This window comes from Vibrio salilacus, from assembly GCF_002811245.1.
Taxonomy (GTDB): Bacteria; Pseudomonadota; Gammaproteobacteria; order Enterobacterales; family Vibrionaceae; genus Vibrio; species Vibrio salilacus.
In genome coordinates, this window is record NZ_NIVQ01000005.1 from 115,355 (window position 1) to 137,006 (window position 21,652).

General features: G+C 45.9%; 18 protein-coding genes. 9 read left to right on the forward strand and 9 right to left on the reverse strand.

The window, feature by feature from the left end:
• Positions 1 to 9 precede the first annotated feature (9 nt).
• The 7 genes from sfsA to panC all read left to right on the forward strand — a co-directional run bounded on the left by sfsA (position 10) and on the right by panC (position 5,922).
• Positions 10 to 717 (forward strand): DNA/RNA nuclease SfsA, encoded by a 708-nt coding sequence (gene sfsA, locus CDZ87_RS05160; protein WP_100752491.1) that lies wholly within the window; start codon positions 10 to 12, stop codon positions 715 to 717.
• A gap of 139 nt (positions 718 to 856) precedes the next feature.
• Positions 857 to 1,303, forward strand: coding sequence for an RNA polymerase-binding protein DksA (gene dksA / locus CDZ87_RS05165; protein ID WP_038173856.1), 447 nt, complete (start codon positions 857 to 859; stop codon positions 1,301 to 1,303).
• Between the two features lie 73 nt (positions 1,304 to 1,376).
• A complete protein-coding gene (gene gluQRS, locus CDZ87_RS05170) occupies positions 1,377 to 2,267 on the forward strand; it encodes a tRNA glutamyl-Q(34) synthetase GluQRS (protein ID WP_100752492.1) in 891 nt (296 codons plus the stop codon).
• 86 nt (positions 2,268 to 2,353) lie between these two features.
• Entirely contained in the window at positions 2,354 to 3,712 is a 1,359-nt protein-coding gene (pcnB, locus tag CDZ87_RS05175; RefSeq protein ID WP_100752493.1) for a polynucleotide adenylyltransferase PcnB, read from the forward strand.
• On the forward strand, positions 3,709 to 4,194 hold the full coding sequence (gene folK / locus CDZ87_RS05180; protein ID WP_100752494.1) for a 2-amino-4-hydroxy-6-hydroxymethyldihydropteridine diphosphokinase: 486 nt from the start codon (positions 3,709 to 3,711) through the stop codon (positions 4,192 to 4,194). Before pcnB ends, folK begins: the two co-directional genes overlap by 4 nt.
• 22 nt (positions 4,195 to 4,216) lie before the next feature.
• Positions 4,217 to 5,011 (forward strand): 3-methyl-2-oxobutanoate hydroxymethyltransferase, encoded by a 795-nt coding sequence (gene panB / locus CDZ87_RS05185; RefSeq protein WP_100752495.1) that lies wholly within the window; start codon positions 4,217 to 4,219, stop codon positions 5,009 to 5,011.
• An 11-nt stretch (positions 5,012 to 5,022) separates the two neighbouring features.
• Positions 5,023 to 5,922 carry a pantoate--beta-alanine ligase gene (gene panC / locus CDZ87_RS05190; RefSeq protein WP_038173851.1) on the forward strand — a complete coding sequence of 300 codons (900 nt, stop codon included), beginning with the start codon at positions 5,023 to 5,025 and terminating at the stop codon, positions 5,920 to 5,922.
• A 94-nt stretch (positions 5,923 to 6,016) separates the two neighbouring features.
• Here panC and CDZ87_RS05195 read toward each other — a convergent pair whose 3' ends face one another.
• The 3 genes from CDZ87_RS05195 to CDZ87_RS05205 all read right to left on the reverse strand — a co-directional run bounded on the left by CDZ87_RS05195 (position 6,017) and on the right by CDZ87_RS05205 (position 9,543).
• Positions 6,017 to 6,787, reverse strand: a complete 771-nt coding sequence (locus CDZ87_RS05195) for an ABC transporter permease (protein ID WP_100752496.1) — start codon at positions 6,785 to 6,787, stop codon at positions 6,017 to 6,019.
• A 1-nt stretch (position 6,788) separates the two neighbouring features.
• Positions 6,789 to 7,706 carry an ABC transporter ATP-binding protein gene (locus CDZ87_RS05200; RefSeq protein WP_100752497.1) on the reverse strand — a complete coding sequence of 306 codons (918 nt, stop codon included), beginning with the start codon at positions 7,704 to 7,706 and terminating at the stop codon, positions 6,789 to 6,791.
• A gap of 193 nt (positions 7,707 to 7,899) precedes the next feature.
• A complete protein-coding gene (locus tag CDZ87_RS05205; protein WP_100752498.1) occupies positions 7,900 to 9,543 on the reverse strand; it encodes a SulP family inorganic anion transporter in 1,644 nt (547 codons plus the stop codon).
• Positions 9,544 to 9,930: 387 nt separating this feature from the next.
• Between CDZ87_RS05205 and can the strand changes: the two genes are divergently transcribed.
• Positions 9,931 to 10,599: a carbonate dehydratase gene (gene can / locus CDZ87_RS05210; protein WP_100752499.1), complete on the forward strand. Its 669-nt coding sequence runs from the start codon at positions 9,931 to 9,933 to the stop codon at positions 10,597 to 10,599.
• Between the two features lie 80 nt (positions 10,600 to 10,679).
• Here can and hpt read toward each other — a convergent pair whose 3' ends face one another.
• Entirely contained in the window at positions 10,680 to 11,210 is a 531-nt protein-coding gene (gene hpt / locus CDZ87_RS05215; protein ID WP_038173846.1) for a hypoxanthine phosphoribosyltransferase, read from the reverse strand.
• Positions 11,211 to 11,528: 318 nt separating this feature from the next.
• Here hpt and CDZ87_RS05220 point away from each other — a divergent pair, with 318 nt between their 5' ends.
• Positions 11,529 to 12,149, forward strand: a complete 621-nt coding sequence (locus CDZ87_RS05220) for a LuxR/HapR/OpaR family quorum-sensing transcriptional regulator (protein ID WP_100752500.1) — start codon at positions 11,529 to 11,531, stop codon at positions 12,147 to 12,149.
• 114 nt (positions 12,150 to 12,263) lie between these two features.
• Here the strand turns inward: CDZ87_RS05220 and lpdA are convergent, their stop codons facing one another.
• The 5 genes from lpdA to recJ form a co-directional block, all read right to left on the reverse strand.
• Positions 12,264 to 13,688, reverse strand: coding sequence for a dihydrolipoyl dehydrogenase (gene lpdA, locus CDZ87_RS05225; RefSeq protein ID WP_100752501.1), 1,425 nt, complete (start codon positions 13,686 to 13,688; stop codon positions 12,264 to 12,266).
• A 266-nt stretch (positions 13,689 to 13,954) separates the two neighbouring features.
• Positions 13,955 to 15,838: a pyruvate dehydrogenase complex dihydrolipoyllysine-residue acetyltransferase gene (aceF, locus tag CDZ87_RS05230; RefSeq protein WP_100752502.1), complete on the reverse strand. Its 1,884-nt coding sequence runs from the start codon at positions 15,836 to 15,838 to the stop codon at positions 13,955 to 13,957.
• 30 nt (positions 15,839 to 15,868) lie between these two features.
• Complete coding sequence (gene aceE / locus CDZ87_RS05235) at positions 15,869 to 18,532, reverse strand: pyruvate dehydrogenase (acetyl-transferring), homodimeric type (RefSeq protein WP_100752503.1); 2,664 nt, start codon at positions 18,530 to 18,532, stop codon at positions 15,869 to 15,871.
• Between the two features lie 55 nt (positions 18,533 to 18,587).
• A complete protein-coding gene (gene pdhR / locus CDZ87_RS05240; protein WP_100752504.1) occupies positions 18,588 to 19,355 on the reverse strand; it encodes a pyruvate dehydrogenase complex transcriptional repressor PdhR in 768 nt (255 codons plus the stop codon).
• Between the two features lie 553 nt (positions 19,356 to 19,908).
• On the reverse strand, positions 19,909 to 21,645 hold the full coding sequence (gene recJ / locus CDZ87_RS05245) for a single-stranded-DNA-specific exonuclease RecJ (RefSeq protein WP_100752567.1): 1,737 nt from the start codon (positions 21,643 to 21,645) through the stop codon (positions 19,909 to 19,911).
• Positions 21,646 to 21,652: the final 7 nt, after the last annotated feature.

Genomic DNA, 21,652 nt, shown 5'->3' on the forward strand with positions numbered 1-21,652 from the left:
CTGTCCCTAATGAAGTTTGAACCTGCCCTTGAATCCGCCGTTTTGATCAAGCGTTATAAACGTTTTTTGGCCGACATCACCCTGCCGGATGGCAGTCAACGTACCATTCATTGTGCCAACACAGGCGCGATGACTGGCTGCGCTGAATCGGGCAATAAAGTCTGGTACTCGACATCGGATAATCCAAAACGTAAGTACCCCAACAGTTGGGAATTGAGTGAAACCGAGCAGGGCCATCAAATTTGTATTAATACCGCCCGGGCCAACCAACTAGCCGTTGAGGCGATCGAAACTGGCGTCATTGACGAGCTGCAAGGTTATCAACAACTGCAAACTGAAGTGAAATATGGCAATGAAAATAGTCGAATTGATATCTTGCTCAAATCACAAAGTAAGCCAACATGTTATATAGAAGTAAAAAGTGTCACTTTATTAGCTGCCAATGGACAAGGTTATTTCCCAGATGCCGTCACCACCCGTGGTCAAAAACATTTGCGAGAACTGACCGAAATGGCGCGATCTGGAAGCAGAGCTGTACTTTTATTCACTGTTTTACATTCAGGGATTGAAAAAGTCTCTTCGGCACTCCATATAGACGCCGAATATTCACAATTATTAAAAAACGCGCAAGAACAAGGAGTGGAAGTTTTGTGCTACAAGGCGCAGCTTTCAAGCAATGAGATGAGATTAGTCAAGTCACTCAAATTTAGTCAATAACGACAAAAAATGATGTGACCTTCACATTGACAATAAGTTTACTCTTCAGTATTTGCCTCCAATGATTCTTTTTGCTATAGATAGCCGCCTTAAAATTGACTGCGAGCGCAGTTGACTAGGTATTAGTAGGAGATGCTGCATGCCAGAATCAAAGAAAAAAGCGCTAGGCATCCTAGCCACTGCAGGGGTTGAGCCATACCAAGCGAAAGCGGGTGAAGAGTACATGTCACCTGAACAACTGGCTCATTTTACAAAAATTTTATCGGCTTGGCGCAACCAGCTCAGGGAAGAAGTTGATCGCACTGTGCACCATATGCAGGACGAAGCAGCAAACTTTCCCGATCCCGTTGACCGTGCTTCTCAAGAAGAGGAGTTTAGCTTAGAACTACGTAACCGTGATCGCGAACGTCGTTTAATCAAAAAGATCGAAAAAACACTAACAAAAATCGAAGAAGACGATTTCGGCTTCTGTGAATCTTGTGGTGTCGAGATCGGCATTCGTCGTTTAGAAGCTCGTCCTACTGCGGACCTTTGTATTGACTGTAAAACACTTGCAGAAATCAAAGAAAAGCAGATGCAAGGTTAATTTAACCTTTGCCATAACTTATTGAAGGGAGCTTTGGCTCCCTTTTTGGTTTGTTAATGCTAAATAAAACGCTATGAGTTATATTGGTCGCTTCGCACCTTCACCATCAGGCCCACTTCACTTTGGTTCGCTGCTCGCGGCCCTAGGAAGTTATTTCCAAGCTAAATCACACCATGGCCAATGGTTAGTACGTATTGAAGATCTCGATCCCCCTCGCGAAATGCCTGGTGCAAGTTCGTTGATCCTCAAAACCCTAGAGGCGTATCATCTCTACTGGGATGACAACGTCGTTTATCAAAGCCAACGTCACTCGTTGTATCAAGCGCAAATAGATCAATGGTTGGCCTCGGGGCAAGCCTATAATTGTCAGTGTACACGTAAGCAGATAAAAGCATTGGGGGGATTCTACCCTGGCACCTGCCGAACGCTGGCACTAACCAATCATAATGAGTGTGCGATTCGACTCAGAATGACACACCCTGTCTATCAGTTGGAAGATAGACGGCATGGGACCTTAACCATCCCTAACGCGTTGGCGGATGAAGATTTTATTATAAAACGTCGTGATGGATTGTTTGCTTACAACCTCGCGGTAGTATTGGATGATATCGACCAAGGCGTAACAGAAGTGGTACGCGGCGCGGACTTAATCGAACCAACAGGACGGCAAATAAGCTTGTACAAAATGCTTGGTGTCGCTCCGGTGAACTATTTACACCTACCACTCGCACTCGATGTGAATGGTCAAAAGTTATCTAAGCAAAACCACGCAAAAGCGCTCGACAATGACCAGCCCAAGCCGGCTCTACTTGACGCAATGCGGTTGTTAGGTTTTGATATTGATAAAGAAATTAGCGATTTGCCAATTGGTGAGATCATTCAATGGGGCGTTGATAATTGGCACTTATCCCAACTTCCCGCATCGACGACGATCACGCCAATATTCTCAAACCGCTCGCTGTAAGCTATGATTAGCCGCAAATTCGCCCCGATAGGGCCTAAAAATTAATTTAATGCAAGGTTGGCTCAACCAACTATTGCCAGAAGCACATGAACAAAATTGATGATACTGCAAGCGAAGCCAAAGTGTTTACTGAGCTCGCTCTAAATACTATTACTCGCCAAGAGCATAACATCTCGCGCAAACAGATCAGCGATAATGCATTGAAGGTACTATACCGTCTCAATGGTGCAGGCTTCGATGCGTATCTTGTTGGTGGCGGCGTGCGTGACTTACTCCTTGGCCAACAGCCGAAAGATTTCGATATTGCAACCAACGCGACGCCTGAAGAAATTCGTCAGCTATTTAGAAACTGTCGATTGATCGGTCGTCGTTTCCGTCTTGCTCACATTATGTTTGGGCGCGACATAATCGAAGTGGCGACCTTCCGAGGCCATCACCAAGAGCCAAGCAAGAATGTTGCTCAGCAGTCAAAAGAAGGCATGTTATTGCGTGACAATGTCTACGGCACCATCGATGAAGATGCAGAGCGCCGAGACTTTACCGTCAACGCAATGTACTACAGCATCAGCGACTACGCGATTCACGATTACGCACGTGGAATGGAAGATCTCGAAGATAAATTAATTCGTCTGATTGGCGATCCAGAAACTCGTTATCGCGAAGATCCTGTCCGTATGCTGCGTGCGATCCGCTTTGCGGTAAAATTGGATTTCGATATTGAAGAAGACACTGCTGCGCCGATTGAAGAACTCGCGACGCTGTTACAAGATATTCCTGCTGCTCGTCTGTATGAAGAGTCGCTCAAGATGCTTCAGTCTGGTCATGGATTGGAAACTTACCACCTAATGCGCGAGTACAATCTTTTCCAACAGCTGTTCCCGATCATTGCAGAGCACTTTACTGAAGACTACTCTTCACCGACAGAGCAAATGCTAGACCTAGCACTGGACTCCACCGATCAGCGTATTGAAGAAGGCAAACGCATCAATCCGGCCTTCATGTTTGCCGCTATGTTGTGGTATCCACTGCAAGAGCGAGCCAAGCTGTTGATGGAACAACGTAAGCTCTCTTTCTACGATGCCATCATGGAAGCAAGCAATTACATTCTTGATGAACAAGTACGTACTATTGCGATTCCACGTCGCCACACCGCGACCATTCGCGAAATCTGGCAACTGCAGCTGCGCTTACCTCGCCGTAATGGCAAGCGCGCCTTCCGCTTAATGGAACTAAATAAGTTCCGCGCAGGTTTTGATTTCTTAGAAATGCGTGGCGAAGTTGAGCAAGGAGAAACTGCTCAATTAGCTAAATGGTGGCAGGTGTTCCAAAGTGCCGCGCGCAATATGCGCCAAGCCATGGTGGCAGACCTTGATGACAGCGAAGGGCAACCAAAGCAACGCCGTCGTAAAAACAGCCGTAAGAAGAAGCCTAAGGCCTCATCATGAGTCAGGTCTTTATTGCACTGGGGAGCAACCTTAGCTCCCCTATCGTACAAGCACATGCAGCCATTGGTGCTTTAAAACAATTACCTAAGTCAGAATTTGTTCATGCCTCATCGCTGTACAGCAGTACACCGATGGGACCACAAAACCAACCTGACTACATCAATGCTGTGGTTGAAATATCGACAGAATTAACGCCACTTGAGCTACTCGATTGCACCCAAGCAATTGAGCTAGAGCAAGGGCGCGTCCGTAAAGAAGAGCGCTGGGGGCCAAGAACCCTTGATCTCGACATCCTTCTTTACGGCAATGAGGTGATCGATTCCGAGCGTTTAATCGTTCCACACTATGGGATGAAAGAGCGTGAATTCGTGCTCTATCCGCTCGCGGAAATCGCACCAAATTTAACCCTCCCATGTGGGACCAGACTAAAAGACTTATTGCAAGTTGTTGAGCAAAACGGTCTGCGTATTTGGCAATCATAGCCAACTCCTGTAAGGAAAAATCATGAAAAAAATTACCATCAATGATCTGATGACTTGGAAGCAAGAAGGTCGTAAATTTGCGACCTCGACCGCTTATGATGCGAGCTTTGCTCAGTTGTTTGAAAGCCAAGAAATGCCAGTTCTGTTAGTCGGTGACTCTCTGGGTATGGTACTGCAAGGAACACGTGACACATTGCCAGTTACTGTCGAAGAGATTGCTTACCACACACGATGTGTGCGTGCGGGTAGCCCTAACTGTCTACTGATGGCCGATATGCCATTTATGAGCTATGCAACCCCAGAACAAGCGTGTGAAAACGCGGCTACGCTTATGCGCGCTGGGGCCAATATGGTTAAAATTGAAGGTGGTGACTGGTTAGTCGACACAGTGAAAATGCTCACAGAGCGCGCCGTTCCTGTCTGTGCTCACTTAGGCCTGACACCACAATCTGTGAATATTTTTGGTGGTTTTAAGGTTCAAGGTCGCGAGCAAGACAAAGCTGACCGTATGGTTCGTGATGCACTCGCCCTACAAGAAGCTGGTGCGCAAATTATCTTATTAGAATGCATACCAAAAGAACTGGCCGCGCGAATCACCGAAGTGTGTGAGGTGCCAGTGATTGGTATCGGTGCGGGCAATGTTACGGATGGCCAGATCTTAGTAATGCACGATATGTTTGGAATTGCAGCGAACTACATGCCAAAGTTCTCGAAAAACTTCCTTGCTGAAACAGGGGATATGCGCGAGGCAGTGACCAAGTACAAGCAAGATGTTGAAAGTGGCGCGTTCCCTGACGATGCCCATACCATCGCTTAAGGATAACGGCCATGCAAACTTTTGCTGAAATTGCGCTACTGCGCGAACAGATCAAACAGTATAAACGTGAAGGACGTAGTATTGCTTTCGTCCCTACCATGGGGAACTTGCACGAAGGTCATTTAACCTTGGTTCGTAAAGCACGTGAGCACGCTGATATTGTCGTGGTGAGCATTTTTGTTAACCCGATGCAGTTTGATCGCGCTGATGATCTCAATAGTTATCCCCGTACACTTGAAGATGACTTAAGCAAACTCAACGCCGAAGGAGTAGAACTGGTCTTTACCCCTACTGCTGACGTAATTTATCCTCAAGGGGTCGAAAACCAAACCTCCGTTGAGGTTCCTGGGCTATCAAGTATGCTTGAAGGCGCCTCTCGTCCGGGCCATTTTCGCGGCGTTGCGACCGTCGTAACTAAGCTATTTAACATCGTCCAACCTGATGTGGCATGTTTTGGCGAGAAAGACTTCCAGCAACTTGCCGTGATCCGCAAAATGACTGACGATCTGGCGATGGATATCAACATCATTGGTGTTGCCACTGTGCGCGAGATGGATGGTTTGGCGATGAGTTCACGTAATGGTTTACTCACCCTTGATGAGCGCCAACGTGCGCCTGTACTGGCTCGTACCATGCGTTGGATTAGTAGTGCAATCCGTGGCGGTCGCGACGATTACGCTTCTGTGATTGAAGATGCCAGCGATCAATTACGTGCCGCAGGTCTTCATCCCGACGAGATCTTTATTCGAGACGCCCGGACACTGCATGCGATCACAGCAGAAACCACCCAAGCGGTCATTCTGATGTCAGCGTTCTTAGGTCAGGCGCGCCTGATTGATAATCAAGTGGTTGATCTGGTCATTGAGAGCAAAGAAGAAGAGAGCACTGAATCTTCTTCAGAGACAGAATAAACAGCAAAATAAAATAAAGGGTTGGCGCGCAAGCACCAACCCTTTTTATTTTCTTGTCATCGTCACATGACGAGCCTTATCGCCGCAGACTGCACTAACTTCTTAAACCAATCCCCTTGGTCACCAAATAATGCGCAATCGAGTACAGCACCAACACAAACACCGTTAACACACTAAATGAGGTAACAATGCCGACATCTGATACCCCCAAGAAGCCATAGCGGAAAGCGTTAACCATATAAACGATTGGATTAATCTTTGATATCCCTTGCCAAAATTCAGGCAGCAGACTAATCGAGTAAAATACCCCGCCAAGGTAGGTCAATGGCGTCAACACAAAAGTAGGAATGATCGAGATATCATCAAAGGTTTTAGCATAAACCGCATTGATCAAGCCGCCTAAAGCAAACACGACCGAAGTCATAAACACGGTGGCAATGATAACCCCCCAGTGCTCGACCTGAAGATCAACAAACAGCAGAGAGACAAACGTGACGATGGTGCCAACGAGTAGGCCTCGAGTCACACCGCCCATCACATAGCCCGCAATAATCACATAGTTAGGTACGGGTGCTACGAGCAACTCTTCGATATTTTTTTGTAGCTTGGCACTGAAAAACGACGACGCCACATTAGAGTAAGAGTTAGTGATCACCGACATCATAATCAGACCCGGGACAATGTACTCCATATAACTGAAGCCGTTCATCTGGCCGATTCTCGAACCAATCAAGTTACCGAAAATAATGAAATAGAGCGTCATGGTGATCGCAGGCGGCACTAAGGTTTGCACCCAAATACGGGTAAAACGATTGATCTCTTTACCTAATAAGCTGCGAAAAGCGACCCAATATAGACGATACATATTACTTGTCCCCTTCACGAACAATACTAACGAACAACTCTTCCAATCGGTTGGATTTATTACGCATCGATAACACTTTAATGCCTTGCTCTGATAGCTGAGCAAAGATGTCATTAAGGCCCTGCGTCTTGTCAATTTCGATCTCAAGCGATCCTGCGACCATCTGTTGCTTGATTACGCCTTGAAGTTGCGGCTGTGGTACGCCCTCTGCGAGATCAAGAATAAAGGTTTCCACTTGTAGCTTACTGAGTAAACTTTTCATGGAGGTATTCTCGATCAACTCACCTTTGTTGATGATGCCGATATTACGGCACAACATTTCCGCCTCTTCGAGGTAATGCGTCGTCAAGATGATGGTAATGCCAAGTTCAGAGTTAATCTCTTTAAGAAACGTCCACATTGAGCGACGTAACTCAATATCCACCCCCGCAGTCGGTTCATCAAGAATCAACAACTGAGGTTCGTGCATCAGCGCGCGAGCAATCATCAAGCGACGTTTCATACCACCGGATAGATTTCTTCCTCGCTCGTCGCGCTTTTGCCACAAATCGAGTTTTGTTAAGTATTTTTTGGCGCGCTCTTTGGCGAGCGATTTAGGCACACCATAGTAACCCGCTTGCTGCAAGACAATCTGCTCAACCGTTTCAAACTGATTGAAATTAAACTCTTGAGGGACCAAACCTAAATGCTGTTTTGCCTGCTCTAGGTTGTCATCGATGTTGTAGCCAAAGACTTTCACTTGACCCGAGGTTTTATTCACCAGCGAAGAAATTATCCCAATCGTCGTCGACTTGCCGGCACCATTTGGCCCTAATAGCGCGTAAAAATCGCCTTTAACCACATTCAAGCTGATGCCTTTTAACGCTTCAAAACCACCAGCATAGGTTTTGCGCAGCTGTTCTATTTCTAATGCGTACATAGGTAGTATTGCCATTACTCAAACTAAAACGTCAATCAGTTTATCGCTGGGGTTCCTTGATTACAATTAAACCTTTCGAATATTTTGGAAATAATATTTTCGCTTTAACTAAGAATAAAACAGCGCCTTGGGATCACTCCCAAGGCGCTGTTTTTGAGGCAGACTAAACTAGGGGCTGCACCTGTGGCAATTCTCAATTAACATGCTTAATCGCCGCATTGAGCGCTTCATAACGGAACTTGAAACTGTTGTGGCTTGAGATAAGATCGATCACATGAAATTTCTCTAGCTGCTGACGTGTCGTCTCGTTTGGACACAAAAGATAAACCTGACAATTGGCATCCTGCGCATCTTTGATCGCGTTTTCTAAAGCCAGACCGACCGTAACATCAATCATAGGCACATCGGTTAAATCCAAGATCATCACTTGATAATCACTAATCCTTGAGTGCTGACGTGAAATCGCTTTCGAGACACTGAAGATCATTGGCCCGGAAAGATAGAAAAACAGTACCTTACCGTTGGCTTTATCCAGTAAGCTACGTTCACTGTCTGTCAGCGGCACATCATTATCATCAGCATCACTGATCGCTTTAACCTGACGGGCCTGCTCGCGACTTAAACGCTCAATGATAATGATATTAGAGATAAACACCCCTAAACCGACCGCCGCGATAAGATCAACGAACACCGTCAGCAACATCACTCCATACATAATCGCCATGCCAGAGAAGCTGACCCGATGGGCGCGCTGAATAAAGCTCCAATCAAGAATATTAAAACCAACATAAACAGCAATACCAGCCAGTACCGCCATTGGAATGGGCTCAGTTAAACCGCCAGCGACCAACACCACCAGTGCCAGCACCAACGCACGAATAACACCGGAAAGTGGAGAACGCGCGCCAACTTGAATATTGGTGACGGTTCCCATGGTAGCGCCTGCCCCAGGTAGCGCGCCAAACAGACCAGAAATCATGTTCGCAAGCCCCTGGCCTCGCAGTTCTTTATCCGAATCGTGCTCTTTTCGTGTTAAAGAATCGCCAATAACTGCGGTGAGCAAGGTATCAATACAGCCCAAAGTGCCCAGCACTAAGGCATCAATCACCATCTCAGTAAATATTGCACCATCAAAATGAGGTATTACCAAGGATGGCAAACCTGCAGGGATCTCACCAATACGACGAATCGAGTCAGTATCGAAAATAATCACCGACAATAAGGTAACCGCAACCAGCGCCACCAACTGGGCAGGAACGTACTTGCGATACTGTTTCGGGAAGAAAAACAAAATGCCTAAGGTCAATAAGCCAAGAAACAACTCGCTAAACTTCATATTACTGATAATGTCAGGGATTGCAGAGAGCGTCCCAGTAACGCCTCCTGGCGGCGCAGGCTGACCTAGCAAAGGCGAAAGTTGTAAGATGATTAAGATAACGCCAATACCCGACATAAAGCCAGACACGACACTGTAAGGCATCAGTGTCACGTATTTACCGAGCTTGAGTGTGCCGAGTAAAATCTGAAATGCCCCGGCCATCATCACCACGGTAAAAGTCATGGCCATGCCAGTTTCTGGGTACTTGGCCATCATACTGGTCAGCACTGCCGTCATGATCACCGTCATAGGACCAGTCGGCTCTGAAATCAGCGTGTTTGAACCACCAAACAGCGCGGCAAATAAGCCGACCATAATTGCACCCCACAAACCCGCTTCGGCCCCCGCTCCCGATGCAACCCCAAAAGCTAAGGCTAACGGCAGAGAAATGATCGCAGTGGTAACCCCACCAAACGCATCTCCTCGTAGGTTCAAATCTTCAAAACGACTCGTGAACACAGCAATACTCCATTCCATTTGATGTTCGAACACGCGAGTTGTCCATGCTACCAGCGTGTTGCGACACCATAAACAACATCTTAGTTTTAACTTATTTTAATTAGATTGGTTAGTGTGGCGAAGTAACCTTACATGCTTTATTTAAATGTAATTAATTTGATAAAAAGTCACTATCTTCATAACTCTAACAAATAACAGCTGCACCAGATAAGGGGGAATTACATCACATAACTCATACGTTATAACTATTGGTTAGCATAATCACTAAGCTTATGATTTTTTAAGTTCAAACACGTCAGATGAGTCGCTATCAAGCCATTTTAAACGCGACCAAAATTGTAACATTGTGTATAGTTATTCAAGTATTTTTGAAGGGCCACAACTAAGATGCCAGAAATAAAACAGCTATTTGATAATAACTCTCAATGGTCTCAATCAATCACAGCAGATCGTCCCGAGTACTTTACCAAACTGGAACAGGGTCAAAGCCCAGAGTTTTTGTGGATTGGTTGTTCCGATAGCCGCGTTCCCGCTGAACGTTTAACGGGTTTATACTCTGGAGAGCTGTTTGTTCATCGGAACGTCGCCAATCAGGTGATCCATACTGATCTTAATTGTCTTTCCGTCGTGCAGTACGCTATTGATGTATTAAAAATTAAACATGTGATTGTCTGTGGTCACTACGATTGTGGAGGCGTTAATGCTGCAATCGATAACCCAAAACTCGGCTTGATCAATAATTGGTTGTTGCATATCCGAGATTTATATTTCAAGCACCGTGAATATCTTGAGTATATGCCAGCCCAAGATCGCGCTGATAAACTATGTGAGATCAACGTCGCTGAGCAAGTGTACAACTTGGGCAACTCAACCATAATGCAAAATGCATGGGAACGACGACAGGATGTAGAGATTCATGGTGTCGTATATGGTATCAGCGATGGCAAGCTACAATACCTCGGCGTTCGTTCCCACTCAAATGATTCGGTTGAAGCCTCTTACCACAAAGCGATGGAAGCGATCCTTAACCCTCAACACCGTTTGTTGTGTCGCTAAGTTCATCATGCAAAACGCCCCGCAAATGTGGGGCGTTTTTATCGTCAGGGCATGACCAATTATAGTCGCAGCACGAGACATTACTCTTGTGGCACCACTTTACCGATATACGGTAGATGACGGTACTTTTGTGCATAGTCAATTCCAACCCCAACAACAAACTCGTCTGGGATTTCAAAACCAATCCACTCTACTGGCACTTGTACTTCACGACGCGTTGGTTTGTCGAGCAGTGAACAAATTGCAATCGATTTAGGCTCTCGCAAAGATAGAATCTCTTTGATTTTATGGAGCGTATTACCGGTATCAATAATGTCTTCGATGATTAATACGTCTTTACCTTTAATGTCATCATCAAGGTCTTTCAAGATACGCACATCACGCGAGCTTTCCATCGTATTGCCGTAGCTAGAAGCAGTCATAAAGTCCACCTGATGCGTCAGCTCAATACAGCGTGCTAAGTCAGCCATAAAGACAAAAGAGCCACGTAGTAAGCCTACTAAGACTAAATCTTCACTACCTTGGTAGTGTGCAGTGATCTGCTTACCTAATTCACGTACGCGATCCTGAACTTCTTGCTCAGAAATCATCACTTCTACTGTATGTTTCATACTGATCTCTTTTTTCACGTTAGCCGTACCTTAAGCACTCTTATCTTTGCTCAAGTACTGTCTGATGTTTGAGGCGCGTAGTCTAACATTACCCAGCGATGAGAAAAACGTTTGCCTAAAAATAAACACCGAACAGCACGATTTTTATGTTCAGGTTGCATCACATATTAATAAATCTGATTATAAAATAAACGTAAACCGTTGACCTTCTTGATATGCACCATTACACTCATAGAGCGTCAAACAACGCACAATAATACTAATTAGGGCAAAGCCCAATAAATACTATAAACAAGTCATTTGGCAAGGAAATTAACTATGGACTCTATCGCGAAAAGACCGCGTACGCGGCTATCTCCGCAAAAACGTAAGCAACAACTAATGGAAATTTCTGTCGAAGTTTTTGCCCGACGAGGCATAGGCCGCGGCGGTCACGCAGACATTGCAGAAATAGCACAAGTTTCGGTCGCAACCGTGTTTAACTACTTCCCGACTCGCGAAGATTTAGTCGACGATGTACTTAACTACGTTGTACGTCAGTTCTCGAACTTCTTATCTGACAATATCGATCTTGACCTGCACGCCAAAGAAAACCTTAACAACCTGACGTCTGCAATGATCGAATTAGTCATTAATGATTGTCACTGGCTGAAAGTATGGTTCGAGTGGAGCGCATCAACTCGCGACGAAGTTTGGCCACTGTTTGTGACCACTAACCGCACTAATCAATTACTGGTACAAAACATGTTTGTTAAAGCAATTGAACGAGGCGAAGTGTGCGATCAACATTCCCCTGCAGAGCTAGCAACCTTGTTCCACGGCATGTTCTATTCACTGTTTATTCAAGCGACACGTACCCAAGATGAAGACGTGATGAAGAAACTGACCGCGAGCTATTTAGATATGCTGTGCATCTACAAGCACGCAAAAAATGACTAATTAAACACGTCTGAATCAGGCCCACTTCACTAGTGGGCTTTTTATTGCTGTATTTCAGCTAATAAAAAACCGCTGACTTAGCAGCGGTTTTTAATATTCAATCACTCGTGATGATTACTTTTTCTTCGCCTTAGGGTTTGGCAGGTCAGTGATCGTACCTTCAAACACTTCAGCCGCAAGGCCAACTGATTCGTGTAACGTTGGGTGCGCGTGAATGGTTAGTGCGATATCTTCTGCATCACAACCCATCTCGATGGCAAGACCGATTTCACCAAGCAGTTCACCACCGTTAGTACCCACGATAGCACCACCAATAACACGGTGCGTATCTTTATCAAAGATAAGCTTAGTCATACCGTCAGAGCAGTCAGAGGCGATCGCACGTCCCGAAGCAGCCCATGGGAATGTCGCTGTTTCGTAGTTAAGACCTTCCGCTTTTGCTTCTTTTTCTGTTTTACCAACCCAAGCCACTTCTGGCTCAGTATAAGCAATCGAAGGAATGACTTTCGGGTCGAAGTAGTGCTTCTTACCGGAGATAACTTCTGCAGCAACATGGCCTTCATGCACGCCTTTGTGAGCAAGCATTGGTTGGCCAACGATATCACCGATAGCAAAGATATGCGGTACGTTAGTACGCATTTGCTTATCAACGTTAATAAAACCACGCTCGTCAATTTCTAGACCTGCTTTTTCACCATCGATAAGTAGACCATTTGGTACACGGCCGATAGCAACAAGAACGGCATCATAGCGCTCAGCTTCTGCTGGTGCTTTTTTGCCTTCCATTGAAACGTAGATACCATCTTCTTTCGCTTCAACTGCCGTTACTTTCGTTTCTAGCATCAAATTGAACTTGTTCTTTACACGCTTAGTGTAAACTTTAACGATGTCTTTATCGGCGGCTGGAATAACTTGGTCGAACATTTCAACCACGTCGACTTGAGAACCAAGAGATTGGTAAACTGTACCCATTTCTAGGCCGATGATACCACCGCCCATAATAAGCAATTTCCCAGGAACTTCTTTCAGCTCTAGCGCGTCAGTCGAATCCCAAATACGTGGATCTTCATGTGGGATAAACGGCAGTTTGATTGGACGAGAGCCCGCAGCAATAATAGCGTTATCGAAATTAACGGTTGTTGATTCGCCTTCACCTTCAACAAGGATAGAGTTAGGGCCAGTGAATTTACCGAAACCGTTAACCACGTTAACTTTACGCATCTTCGCCATACCGCCAAGACCGCCAGTCAGTTGATTAACAACTTTCTCTTTCCAGATACGAATCTTATTGATGTCAGTTTGTGGCTCACCGAATACAACGCCGTGGTCAGCCATCGCTTTCGCTTCTTCGATAACTTTAGAAACGTGAAGCAGTGCTTTTGATGGGATACAACCCACGTTCAGACACACACCACCTAGGGTGCTGTAGCGCTCAATAAGTACAGTTTCAAGACCTAAGTCTGCACAACGGAATGCCGCTGAGTAACCAGCAGGACCAGAACCAAGTACAACAACTTGGGCTTTAATTTCTTTGCTCATTGTGACCTCTTGTAGTCATTATCCCTAACAGGCTGAGTGGGTATTGATTTATTTGTTCAAGTCGATTTGTTTTAAACAGTTATTTTTCAGACCGCCAACAGTTTACAGAGATGTTAATGGAGTGAAAAGTAAATCAATTTAGCCTGTGAGCTAGACAACAATTCGATGGCGAAAACCTTATTTTATCTAAGTCTCGCATCAAATTGTTCAGTAATTATTTGTAATAGAGGCGGCTCACTTGCCGCCTCTCTATCATCTAGTTTCGATTAAAGAACAAGACGACGAATGTCTGATAGCGCACCATTTAGGAACGTAATGAAACGTGCACCTTCCGCACCATCGATCACACGGTGATCGTATGATAGAGACAGTGGCAGTTGTAGGCGCGGTTCAAATTCTTTACCGTTCCATACAGGTTTCATTTCAGATTTAGACACACCAAGGATACCAACTTCTGGTGCGTTGACGATTGGCGTAAATGCCGTACCACCAATGCCACCAAGGCTAGAGATAGTGAAACAACCACCTTGCATGTCAGCCGCAGTCAGCTTGCCCGAACGTGCTTTCTTAGAGACAACCATTAGCTCTTCAGATAGCTCGTAAATGCCTTTCTTGTTCACGTCTTTAAATACCGGAACAACTAGGCCGTTTGGCGTATCAACAGCAATACCTACGTTAACATACTTCTTAAGAATGATGCTTTCGCCATCTTCAGACAGTGAAGAGTTAAACGCTGGGAAGGCTTCTAGCGCTTTCGCTACTGCTTTCATAATGAACACAAGAGGCGTGATCTTCATGCCCGTGTCTTTCTTCGCTTCGATAGCATTTTGTTCTTTACGGAATGCTTCTAGCTCAGTGATGTCAGCGTTGTCCCATTGTGTAACGTGAGGGATCATTACCCAGTTACGGTGTAGGTTTGCACCAGAGATCTTCTTGATCTTCGATAGTTTCTGAACTTCAGTTTCACCAAACTTACTGAAGTCCACTTTTGGCCATGGTAGCAGACCAAGAGCAGAACCGTCACCGCCTTTACCAGATGCTGCCGCACCAGACTCTAGACGCTTAAGCGCTTCTTTAACGTAAGACTGAACGTCTTCTTTAAGGATACGGCTCTTACGACCAGATCCTTTCACCTTAGAAAGGTTGACGCCAAATTCGCGAGCAAGACGACGAACCACTGGAGACGCGTGAGCGTACTCATTGTTTTCTTGGAAGTCGCTCGCTGCTGGAGCAGGCTCTGTTTTGGCTGCTGGAGCCGCCGCAGGTACTGCTGTCGGCGCTGGAGCCGTCGCTGCCGGTGCTGCTACTGGCGCTGCGCCGGCAACCTCAAATACCATGATTAGAGAACCCGTTGTGACTGAATCACCTTCAGCAATCTTGATCTCTTTGACAGTACCTGCGAAAGGCGCTGGAACTTCCATCGACGCTTTGTCGCCTTCCACAGTGATTAGAGATTGCTCTTCTTCTACTGTGTCGCCAACTTTAACCATGATCTCAGTAACTTCTACTTCATCACCACCGATATCTGGCACGTTTACTTCTTTGTCAGCCGCTACCGCAGGTGCTGCTGGTGCTTCTACTGCTGTAGGAGCCGAAGCCGCGGTGCCAGAGCCAGCTACTTCAAACACCATCACTAGAGAGCCCGTAGAAACTGAGTCACCACAAGCGATCTTGATTTCTTTAACGATACCCGCGAATGGTGCTGGAACTTCCATTGAAGCTTTGTCGCCTTCAACAGTAAGAAGAGATTGCTCTTCTTCTACTGCATCGCCAACTTTAACCATGATCTCAGTAACTTCTACTTCGTCGCCACCGATATCAGGAACGTGAACTTCTTTCAGTTCTGCCGCTGCTGCTGGAGCTGGAGCTGCTGCTGGAGCCGCTTCCGCCGCAGGAGCAGGTGCAGCGTCAGCTGCACCCTCGGCTTCGAAAATCATGATAAGAGAACCAGTCGTAACAGAATCACCTTCTGCTACTTTGATTTCTTTAACGATACCTGCTTGAGACGCTGGAACTTCCATAGAAGCTTTGTCGCCTTCAACAGTGATCAGAGACTGTTCTTCTTCAACCTTGTCGCCAACGTTGACTAGAATCTCAGTAACTTCAACCTCATCCGCACCGATGTCAGGTACATTAATTTCGATTGCCATTGCTTATTTACCTTCTAGTTAAGCGCTGTATTAAGCGTAAAGTGGGTTTGTTTTTTCAGTGTCGATGTTGAACTTAGCAATTGCTTCAGCAACAACAGACTTCTCAACATCACCACGTTTCGCTAGTTCAGTTAGTGCTGCAACTACTACGTAGCCTGCATTAACTTCGAAGTGACGACGTAGGTTCTCACGGCTGTCTGAGCGACCGAAACCGTCAGTACCAAGAACTTTGTAAGACTCAGTAGGCATGAATGCACGTACTTGCTCAGCGTAGTTCTTCATGTAATCCGTCGCAGCGATTGCTGGTTCGTTACCAAGAACCGTCGTGATGTAAGGTACTTTCGCTTCAGCTTCTGGGTGAAGCATGTTGTAGCGCTCTGCATTTTGACCATCACGAGTTAGCTCGTTGAATGAAGTTACAGAGAACACGTCAGATGCTACGCCGTACTCTTCACTTAGGATAGTCGCGGCTTTACGTACTTCGTTCATGATAGTACCAGAGCTCATTAGCTGAACTTTACCCTTAGCACCTTCGTGAGACTCAAGCTTGTAGATACCTTTACGGATGCCTTCTTCAGCGCCTTCTGGCATTGCTGGCATTGCGTAGTTTTCATTCATTACTGTTAGGTAGTAGTAAATGTTTTCTTGCTCAGGACCGTACATACGACGGATACCATCTTGCATGATTACTGCTAGCTCGTAAGCGAATGTTGGGTCGTAAGAGATACAGTTCGGGATAGTGTTCGCTTGAATGTGCGAGTGACCATCTTCGTGCTGTAGACCTTCACCGTTCAGTGTTGTACGACCAGCCGTTGCACCAAGTAGGAAACCACGAGCTTGTTGGTCACCTGCTAGCCATGCCATGTCACCAATACGTTGGAAACCGAACATTGAGTAGTAGATGTAGAACGGGATCATTGGCAGATCGTTTGTGCTGTAAGAAGTAGCAGCAGCAACCCAAGATGCCATTGAACCTAGTTCGTTGATACCTTCTTGAAGAACTTGGCCAGATGTTGCTTCTTTGTAGTAAGAAACGATGCCTTTATCTTCAGGCGTGTATTCTTGACCGTCTGGGTTGTAGATACCCACTTGACGGAATAGACCTTCCATACCGAAGGTACGTGCTTCATCACAGATGATAGGAACAATGTTCTTACCGATGTTCTTGTCTTTAAGCAGAATGTTCAACGTACGTACGTAAGCCATAGTCGTTGAGATTTCACGCTTCTGAGCACCCAATAGAGGAGCAAACTCTTCTAGTTCAGGTACTTTGAATTCTTGCGTGAACTTAGGCTGACGAGTAGGAGTATAGCCTTGTAGCGCCTTACGACGGGCATGTAAGTATTCGTACTCAGCAGTGCCTTCTTCCAGTTTCAAGTAAGGAAGTTCAGCCACTTTCTCATCAGAAAGAAGATCTTGTAGGCCTAGACGATCACGCAAGTATTGAACATGCGTCATATCCATTTTCTTAACACCGTGTGCGATGTTTTTACCTTCTGCGGCGTCACCCATACCGTAACCTTTAACGGTCTTAGCTAGGATTACGGTCGGCTTACCATTCGTCTCTTTGGCATTGTTGAATGCAGCAAAAAGCTTAGAGGAGTCGTGACCACCACGCTTAAGAGCGAAGATTTCTTCATCCGTCATATCGGCAACGAGTGCCGCTGTTTCTGGGTACTTACCAAAGAAGTGCTCACGTACGTATGCGCCATCTTTAGATTTGAATGTTTGGTAGTCACCATCAACGGTTTCGTTCATCAACTGAAGAAGCTTACCAGTGGTATCTTTCGCCAGTAGTGCATCCCAGTTGCTACCCCAGATAACTTTAACAACGTTCCAACCTGCGCCTTTGAATAGGCCTTCAAGTTCTTGAATGATGCTACTGTTGCCCATTACAGGGCCATCGAGACGCTGTAGGTTACAGTTGATTAGGAAACATAGGTTATCTAGCTTCTCACGTGAAGCGAAAGAGATAGCACCACGTGATTCTGGCTCATCCATCTCACCGTCACCTAGGAACGCATATACGCGCTGAGCGGAAGTATCTTTAAGACCACGACCTTCTAGGTACTTAAGGAAACGCGCTTGGTAGATCGCAGAAATGGGACCAAGACCCATAGATACCGTTGGGAACTGCCAGAACTCAGGCATCAGTTTAGGGTGCGGGTATGATGGGACACCTTTACCGTCTACTTCTTGACGGAAGTTATCTAACTGCTCTTCCGTAAGACGACCTTCAACGAATGCACGAGAGTAGATGCCTGGAGAGATGTGACCTTGGTAATAAACTAGATCGCCACCGTCCGTCTCATTTGGAGCACGGAAGAAGTGGTTAAAACAGACTTCGTAGAATGTAGCCGCTGACTGATAAGAAGCCATGTGACCACCTAGGTCTAGATCTTTCTTAGAAGCACGCAATACAATCATGATTGCGTTCCAGCGAATGATCGAGCGGATACGGCGCTCAAGCGTTGTGTCACCTGGGTAAGCTGGCTCTTGTGTCGCTGGAATGGTGTTAATGTAGTTTGTGTTGATACCGGTTGGCATATCAACGCCGTCTAGACGTGCTTTTTCTAGTACGGTTTCTAGTAGAAACTGTGCACGTTCTACACCTTCTTCACGAACAACTGATTCAAGGGCTTCTAGCCAATCTTGAGTTTCCAGTGCGTCTACGTCATGCTTCATGTCAGACATGGCGATCTATCCTTCTGTTGGTTGGATCTACTTATTTAAGTAACCGTTTCTTGTGTTAAGAATCGTTACCTTGCTGAATTCGACGTAAAGAACGCTTTCTTCGCGACTCTTCACGCGTCAAATCCAACAATGTCTCTTCAATATAAGCTAAATGTGAATGTGACATTTCACGCGCCTTTTCAGGCTGCCCAGAAACAATCGCATCGACAATATTAGCTCGGTGTGTACTTACTTTATCGACCACTTCATCGCGGCGATGTAAGAGCTTTAAATTCTGTAAAATATTTTGCTCAAGCAGAGGACCAAGACTGCGAACAATGTGAAGTAACACAACATTGTGCGCCGCTTCGGTTAAAGCAATCAGAAACTGCATCACTGCAGTGGCCTCCGCTTCAACATTCTTCTTGGTTTGCTCTGCGCTGATGTTAGTCAAGCAAGCCTGAATACGTGCAAAATCTTCCTCGGTACCACGAACTGCTGCAAAATACGCTGCAATACCTTCCATCGCATGGCGCGCTTCAAGTAAATCCAGCTGAGTTTCAGAGTGACTAGACAATAAATTTAGCAGAGGATCGGAAAAACCTGTCCAAATACTCTCACTAACAAATGTGCCCCCCCCCTGACGTCGAGTAAGAAGACGTTTCGCTTCTAGGCGTTGTATCGCTTCACGGATTGAAGGACGCGAGACATCAAATTGCTTCGCTAACTCTCTCTCTGGAGGCAACTGCTGCCCTGGAGATAGTGTTCCTTCGACAATCAGCCTTTCTAACTCTTGCTCAATAACGTCTGAGAGTTTTGGCTGACGAATCCTTTGATAAGCCATAATTGTTTTTCTTCTACTCTGTACGCAGTCAATTGGTAATACCAATTCTAAGTTGGCGAGAAAATTAACATAATTAAAACGCAAGTTCCAGTCAAAAATTGACCCAAATCATAGAACGAGCCTAACACCAACACTTTGATAACAATAGTTGATTAAAACGGCAATCTAATTGGTCTGACCAATTACAAAGTACATACAGATGGGAATAAACCGTGCTAGCGATCACGGTTTAATTAATCAGTTTTAAAAGAAATGTGGAAGGTTATTAAGGGGTACGATGGAAAAAGCAAGAGATAAGAACATCAGGGCGTCGTTCTAAACAGCGAGATACGATCGTGATTCAGAATCTAATCAAAGTGATCGTGGACACTAGATTCGATATGTGTCACTCGTTTCTGGAATAATAACAATATATCTGACAAACCATGTCAAAAAGTAGCATCTTCAAGAACGAGGGACCAACGAGTTAATGACCTCTTGAAGCAAGCAGACAACCTTTAGAGATTCCCTACCTGCTCTTTCGACGTTCTATGCAATGACACAAGTTAAGGCACTACCTCGCCTCAATATGATCAATCATCAACTGCAACGACTGATTGCCACGAAACTCATTAATATCAAGTTTGTAGGCTAAGCGAATAGTGTTGACAGAAGCATCAGGCCAACGGCGCAGATCAACATTAAACGCGATCCCATCGATCATAATGTTGGTCGGATGGCCTTTATGCAGGGGCTCTAGCATCAATTTCAGGTGCTTCTCACCAACTAATTTTTGGTGTAAAACTTTAAATTCTCCATCAAACAGAGGCTCCGGAAATGCTTGCCCCCATGGCCCGCCTGATCGCAATAATTCTGCGGTGTGCATCGAAAATTCTTCAGGCTTTAGCTCACCATCAGAAAGTAATACCCCTTTCAGCACCGCTTCATCTAAATCCTGTTTGACGGCTTGATCAAACAGCGTTGCAAAGCGAGTAAAGTCTTGCTCTAAGATGGTCAAACCTGCCGCCATTGCATGACCGCCAAATTTAACAATCAAGCCTGGGTTTTGCGTATCAATGCGATCAAGCACATCACGCATATGAACGCCCGCAATCGATCGACACGATCCTTTGATGCTCCCTTCTCCACCATCAGCAAAAGCAATGACCGGACGATGAAATTTGTCTTTGATCCGCGAAGCTAAAATACCGATCACACCTTGGTGCCAGTCACGCTGGAATAACACCAAGCCATGAGGCATGTCTTGTTCACCAAACTGCAGGCGCTCACAAAAAGCCATCGCTTCTTGTTTCATGCCCTCTTCAATCTCTTTACGCGTTTGGTTAAGACCATCGAGCTCACTCGCCATACGCCGTGCTGCATAAATATTGGTGCTCATCAGCAGTTCAACGCCAAAAGACATATCATCCAAGCGACCTGCGGCATTAATACGTGGGCCAAGCGCAAAGCCAAAATCAGACGCTACCAAGCGACGTGCATCACGCTTAGCCACTTCAATCAATGCTTGAATACCTGGTCGCGCCTTGCCGGCGCGAATACGTTGCAAACCTTGATGGACCAAAATGCGATTATTCTCATCCAGCGGCACAACGTCAGCCACTGTGCCGAGGGCGACCAAGTCAATCAACTCCATCAACTTGGGCTCTGCCATGCCTTTATCTACAAACCAGTTGTGCTTACGCATGTGAACACACAACGCCATCATCAGATAGAAAGCCACGCCAACGCCAGCCAAGGCTTTAGAGGGAAAAGCGCACTCTTGTAGATTAGGATTGACCATGGCATCGACTTCGGGCAGTTCATGGCCGGGGAGATGGTGGTCGGTGACCAAAACCTGTAACCCCTGCTGCTTGGCGTAACGAACCCCCTCAATGGAAGAGACACCGTTATCAACCGTCATGATCATTTGTGCACCAAGCGCGATAGCTTGATCGACCACATCAGGGCTCAAGCCGTAGCCATCTTCAAAACGATTCGGCACTAAGTAATCGACATTGTTCGATCCCAGCATGCGTAGCGCCAGCACCGACAGCGCCGAACTAGTAGCGCCATCGGCATCAAAATCACCGACCACAATAATGCGTTTGTCGGTTTGAATCGCCTCAAACAGCAGCGTAACGGCGGCTTCAATTCCATGCAATTTTTGGTAAGAGTGCAGCGCTCGCGCAGCGGTATCTAGTTGCTCCACATGGCGAATACCACGCGCAATATAAATGCGTTTTAGCAGTGGTGCGATGGTGTCGGGAAGAAGGGTTAAATCAACTTCAGGTCTGCGTTGAATTTCTATCATAAGGGGC